Genomic DNA, 5,991 nt, shown 5'->3' with positions numbered 1-5,991 from the left:
CAATCGAGATGTCCTCGATGAAATCGCCCAAGTGGGAATCCTCGTCGTCGCCGATCGGGGTTTCCATCGAGATCGGCTCCTTGGCGATCTTGAGCACCTTGCGGATCTTGTCCTCGGGCATCTCCATCTTGATCGCCAGCTCTTCCGGAGTCGGCTCGCGGCCCATCTCCTGCAGCATCTGGCGGCTGATGCGATTGAGCTTGTTGATCGTCTCGATCATGTGCACAGGAATGCGGATCGTACGCGCCTGATCGGCGATCGAGCGAGTGATGGCCTGGCGGATCCACCACGTTGCATAGGTCGAGAACTTGTAGCCGCGGCGATACTCGAACTTGTCGACGGCCTTCATCAAGCCGATGTTGCCTTCCTGGATCAGGTCGAGGAATTGCAGGCCACGGTTCGTGTATTTTTTCGCGATCGAGATGACCAGGCGCAGGTTTGCCTCGACCATCTCCTTCTTCGCGCGGCGAGCCTTGGCTTCGCCAATCGACATCGCACGATTGATTTCCTTGATGTCAGCGACCGTCAGGAACAGCGTGTTCTCGATGGATACCAGCTTGTGCTGCTCGCCCACCAGGGCATCCTTGTGCGTCTTCACGGCAGCCGACCACTTCTGGCGCTTGCGCATCAGTTCCTCGGCCCACTCGAGGTTGGTCTCGTTGGACGGGAATACCTTGAGGAATTCCTTGCGTGGCATGCGCGCCTGCTTGATGCAGATGTCCATGATCAGGCGCTCGTGGTAGCGGATATTGCTGACCACTTCACGCAACTTGCGCACGAGCGCATCAATCAGGATGGCCGGCAGCTTGAGATTGAGGAATTCTTCCGCAATCAGCTCGCGCAGCTTCTGGGCCTTCTTGTCGCCCAGGCCATTCTTCTCGGAGAGCTTCTGGTACTTCGCATAGCCGGCGCGCAGGAGCTCCATGCGCCGAGCCACTTCGAGCGGATCCGGGCCGGTATCGACCGGTGTCGAATCGTCCGCATCATCATCGGAATCATCATCTCCGTCACCGTCCTCGTCGTTGCCGGCCTTCTCGGCCTTCTCGGCAGCTTCCTTGGCGGCAGCGGCGGCGATTTCCTCGGGCGTGGGTACTTCGATATCGAGGAAGCCGGTGATGACTTCCGACATCCGCTTCTTGCCCTCGGTGAACAGGTCGTATTCCTCGACCAGCAGCTGGATGGACCATGGGAAGCTGGCCAGCGCTGCCTGAACCTGGTTGAGGCCTTCTTCGATGCGCTTGGCGATTGCAATTTCGCCCTCGCGAGTCAGCAGCTCGACCGTACCCATTTCGCGCATGTACATGCGTACCGGATCGGTGGTGCGGCCGACTTCGGCGTCAACAGCGGACAGCACGGCGACAGCTTCCTCGGTCGCCGTATCGTCATCGGTGGAGCCGGCCGACTGTGCGCGCAAGGTCTCGGTATCCGGAGCAACTTCGTGCACCTCGATACCCATGTCGTTGATCATGCCGATGATGTCTTCGATCTGTTCGGGATCGACGATGTCATCGGGCAGATGGTCATTTACCTCGGCGTAGGTCAGGTATCCCTGCTCCTTGCCCTTGGTAATGAGCGCCTTGATGTCGGTGGTTTTCTGCTCCTGGATATGCTCGATCGCCATGAATGTTCTGCTAACCCTTAAACAAAGACTCGGAAGTATAGGAGGCCCGTCAAGGGCAACCCAAGTTGTTGATACTTAAAGAGCGGCCCTCAGGCCGACTTGCCGGGCCCGGATCAGCCCGGAGCCACGCGCAGATGGAACGTTACCGGCCCGTCGTTGACCAGGTGCACATGCATATGGGTACGAAAGCGGCCCGTTTCCACCTCTGGGTGCGTACTCCGTGCCAGTTCGACCATCTGGTCGAAAAGCAGTTCGCCAAGTTCGGGGCTGGCTGCGCCGGTGAATCCGGCGCGCATGCCGCTGGAGGTATCCGCAGCCAGGGTGAACTGCGAAACCAGCAGCAGACCTCCGCCGGTATCGCGCAGGGAGAGATTCATGCGGCCGCCTTCGTCGCTGAAAACCCGGTAGCCGAGGACGCGCTCGAGCAAGCGCTTGACCTGCGCATCACCATCGCCACGCTCGACTGCGATGAAGGCAAGAAGACCTGCCCCGATTCTGCCCACCACTTCGGTGCCGACTTCCACATGGGCCTGGCTGACGCGCTGGATCAAGGCAATCATGGTTGGTTCCGAAGGTTTGGAGCGCCATCCTCGCCGCAGACATGGAATCCGGTCAAACGATCCGCAACCGTTAGAATCACCACTTTCCACCTGATCCGCACACGATGACCTGGTCAATACGCTTCCTCTACGCCGTCTTGTGGCTGGCCGGCCTGCTGCCGCTGCGCATCCTGCATGCCCTGGGCGGCATGTTGGGCGATGTCGCATGGTGGTTGAGGAGAAACGAACGGCGCATCACCGAGATCAACCTTCGCCTGATTGAGACGACGACTGAAAGCGGGTTGGGCGAGCTTGATCCGCGGCAGGTGCTGCGCGAGTCGGGCAAGTCCGCCGTCGAGGTGGCCAGGATCTGGTCCGGGCGCTCCGGATCGGCATTGCGGATGGTGCGGGAGGTGCGTGGCGAGGCCCTTCTCGACGAAGCGCTGGCGAGCGGGAAGGGCGTCATTATCGCGGCGCCACATCTCGGGTGCTGGGAGTTGCTGAGCTACTGGCTGGCGGAACGCACATCATTGGCCATCGTCTATCGGCCACCACGCAATCCGGACATGGAATCGCTGCTGATCAAGGCGAGGGGGGCGTCGAAGGTGGAGCAGGTGCGCGCAGAAGGGGCGGGGGTTCGCAGCCTGTATCGCCGACTGGCGGCAGGCGGCGTGGTTGGCATCCTGCCCGACCAGCAGCCCAAGAAAGGTGAAGGCGAGTTCGCTCCGTTTTTCGGCATGGAGGCCCTGACCATGGTTCTGGTGCCGAGGCTTGCGGAACGTACGGGAGCAACCGTGTTGTTCGCATTTGCTGAACGACTTCCGCGCGGTGAGGGTTTCCGCATACACGTGCAGCCAGCATCGAAAGACATCTCCGATACCGACCTGAGGGTTGCCTGCACGGCGATGAATCGAAGCGTGGAAGCCTGCGTGCGCATCGCACCATTGCAGTATCAGTGGCACTACAAGCGGTACTCGATACGTCCAACCACCGCCGATACCAACCCGTATAAAAAAACGCCAGCAAAGTCATGAACGCGCACTGGATGTTTTTCTGTTCGCCAGTTCAAGGCCTTGAAACAACAACCGACGATGCCTACCCGCAAAGGCAAGCCCTCAACGAAGCCATGAACCGGCAATGGATGTTTTTTCAATCAAAGCCATCGAACTACGCATGCCCCCGTGGCTTTCCGATTCCATTTCACGACGGGAAGTCCTGATAGCCAGCCGATGCTTTCCCCGGCGCTCGCACTTCCCGACGAAGAACCCCCAAAAGATAAAAACCGCCTCACGGCGGTTTTTATCTGGATGACGAAGTCTGTGTCTGCGATCAGCTGCGCTTCATCGAACTGAAGAACTCGTCGTTGGACTTGGTGTTCTTCATCTTGTCGAGCATGAATTCCATCGCGGCAAGTTCATCCATGGGATGCAGGAGTTTCCTCAGGATCCAGATCTTCTGCAGCATGTCGGGCTCGATGAGGAGTTCTTCGCGGCGCGTGCCAGAGCGATTGATATCGATGGACGGATATACGCGCTTCTCGGAAATTCGCCGGCTCAGGTGAACTTCCATGTTGCCTGTGCCCTTGAACTCTTCGTAGATCACCTCATCCATCTTCGAGCCGGTCTCGACCAGCGCCGTGGCGATGATGGTGAGAGAACCGCCTTCCTCGACATTGCGCGCGGCACCAAAGAAGCGTTTTGGCCGCTGCAGGGCGTTCGCGTCCACACCGCCGGTCAGCACCTTGCCCGATGACGGGATCACGGTGTTGTAGGCGCGTGCGAGACGAGTGATCGAATCAAGCAGGATGACCACATCCTTCTTGTGCTCGACCAGACGCTTGGCCCGCTCGATGACCATCTCGGCGACCTGCACATGTCGCGTGGCCGGCTCGTCGAAGGTGGAGCTGATCACCTCGGCGCGGACACCGCGCTGCATCTCGGTGACTTCCTCGGGACGTTCGTCGATGAGAAGAATGATCAGGTGCACGTCCGGATGGTTGTGCACGATCGCCTGGGCGATGTTCTGCAGCATCATCGTCTTGCCGGCCTTGGGCTGCGAGACGATCAGGCCACGCTGGCCGCGACCGATCGGTGCCACCAGGTCGAGGATGCGACCGGTGATGTCCTCGGTTGAGCCATTGCCGCGTTCGAGACGGAACGACTTGCGCGGGAACAGCGCCGTCAGGTTCTCGAACAGGGCCTTGTTCTTCGATGCTTCGGGCGGCTCGCCATTGATATGGTCGACCTTGAGCAGGGCGAAGTAACGCTCGCCTTCCTTCGGAGGACGAATGCGACCGGCAATGTAGTCTCCGGTGCGCAGATTGAATCGGCGTGTTTGCGAGGGCGAAACGTAGATATCGTCCGGGCCGGCCAGGTAGGACTGGTCCGGGCCGCGCAGGAAGCCGAAGCCATCCTGCAGGATTTCGAGCACGCCTTCGCCATAAATGCCGCCGCCGGCCTTGGCGTGCGCCTTGAGGATGTTGAAGATCACATCCTGCTTGCGCGCGCGCGCCACACCTTCCTGGATGCCGAGGGTTTCGGCCAGGGCGATGAGGTCGAGGGCGTTCTTGCGCTTGAGCTCGTTGAGGTCGATCAGCGGACCATTGTCCTTGCTTGGATCGTACTCTTCGTCATCGCGCGGCAAGCCGCGATGAGCCGGATTTTGCGGCCGATTGCTGCCGCGGCTGCGATCACGACGATTGCGCGGTCCGCGCTGCTGGTTCTGCTGCGGATTGCGCTGCTGGTTGCCTTGGCGCTGGTTGGCGTTGCCGCCCTCCTGACTTTCCGACGAACCTGATCCGCCATCGTTGTCGCGAGCGTTCTCGGACTGCGAATTCTGGTTTGGCGAGGAGTCGCCTGAGGGGGCCTCGGACTGGCGATTGCCGTCCTCATTGCCTGAAGCGGCCCGTTCCTGGCGCGGCGGCGAAGGTTCGGCCGATTCGGCAGGGGAACTGGACTCCGAACTCTTGCTTTCGGCACGTGCTGCCTTGGGCGCACGCGGCTGGCGTGGACGGGGCTCGGGACGAGCCTTGGGTGCGGCGCTTTCGCCGGATTCTGGATTATCGGTATCGGACACGGACGGACCTCGTTGGGTGCCGTAGGGGGAAAGGGATGTTGGGGGGTATTGCGGAAGGCGGAGCGGATGCGCTCCATGTCACTGCTGAATAACTTAGCACTGCATTGTGCCTGGCGTCTAGCTTTGAAGCAGGGAATGGGGGGTGGAGAGTGGGGAATGGTTCACAAGCGAAAATGCGCCAGTACGTAGCAACAGGGGAAAGTGCGGCTTCTAGCTCCTGCACTTCCCATTCCCGATGCCCTATTCCCCACTTCCGGCGCCTCAGGCTATCGCACTGTCGATCAGCTGGGTCAGTTGGGTCTTGCTGACGGCTCCGATCTGGGTGGCCTCGACCTTGCCGTCCTTGAAGATCATCAGGGTGGGGATGCCGCGGACGTTGTAGTTGCGCGGGGTCTTCTGATTGTGGTCGATGTTGATCTTGGCGACCTTCAGTCGGCCACCGTAGGTTGCGGCAAGCTCGTCGAGGATCGGGGCGATCATCTTGCAGGGACCACACCATTCGGCCCAGAAGTCGACCAGGACGGGTTCCGACGACTGAAGTACTTCGGTTTCAAACTGGTCATCGGTGACATGGGCAATTTGCTCGCTCACGCGGAACCTCCAGGGGGGTTGAGATAGGGGTTTTGCCCGCACGGCAAGCGTCTGGCGGCGGGTTCAGCTACACTTGTCCGGCTTTACGGCATGGACTGAGAAACGAGCGTGTGCTCATTCCGGTCCATTTCAGCCCAATCGGCTGTCCTGCGCAAGTTGGGGGCG

General features: G+C 60.2%; 5 protein-coding genes. 1 reads left to right on the top strand and 4 read right to left on the bottom strand.

The genetic code is table 11. The features are described 5' to 3' along the window. Both rpoD and dtd read right to left on the bottom strand, forming a co-directional pair. A partial coding sequence (gene rpoD / locus WBP53_RS10945; RefSeq protein ID WP_423928830.1) for an RNA polymerase sigma factor RpoD occupies positions 1-1,621 on the bottom strand: 1,621 nt, incomplete at its 3' end. A 113-nt stretch (positions 1,622-1,734) separates the two neighbouring features. Further along, on the bottom strand, positions 1,735-2,181 hold the full coding sequence (gene dtd, locus WBP53_RS10940) for a D-aminoacyl-tRNA deacylase (RefSeq protein WP_423928828.1): 447 nt from the start codon (positions 2,179-2,181) through the stop codon (positions 1,735-1,737). A 104-nt stretch (positions 2,182-2,285) separates the two neighbouring features. On the opposite strand from dtd, the gene WBP53_RS10935 reads away from it, so the two are divergent. Beyond that, positions 2,286-3,194: a lipid A biosynthesis acyltransferase gene (locus tag WBP53_RS10935; RefSeq protein WP_423928826.1), complete on the top strand. Its 909-nt coding sequence runs from the start codon at positions 2,286-2,288 to the stop codon at positions 3,192-3,194. Between the two features lie 295 nt (positions 3,195-3,489). Here the strand turns inward: WBP53_RS10935 and rho are convergent, their stop codons facing one another. Both rho and trxA read right to left on the bottom strand, forming a co-directional pair. After that, complete coding sequence (gene rho / locus WBP53_RS10930; protein ID WP_423928824.1) at positions 3,490-5,235, bottom strand: transcription termination factor Rho; 1,746 nt, start codon at positions 5,233-5,235, stop codon at positions 3,490-3,492. A 261-nt stretch (positions 5,236-5,496) separates the two neighbouring features. Next, complete coding sequence (gene trxA, locus WBP53_RS10925; RefSeq protein ID WP_423928822.1) at positions 5,497-5,826, bottom strand: thioredoxin TrxA; 330 nt, start codon at positions 5,824-5,826, stop codon at positions 5,497-5,499. Between the last annotated feature and the right edge of the window lie 165 nt (positions 5,827-5,991).

The organism is Dokdonella sp., from assembly GCF_049593775.1.
Classification (GTDB): Bacteria; Pseudomonadota; Gammaproteobacteria; order Xanthomonadales; family Rhodanobacteraceae; genus Dokdonella.
This window is presented reverse-complemented; position numbering and strand designations above follow the sequence as displayed.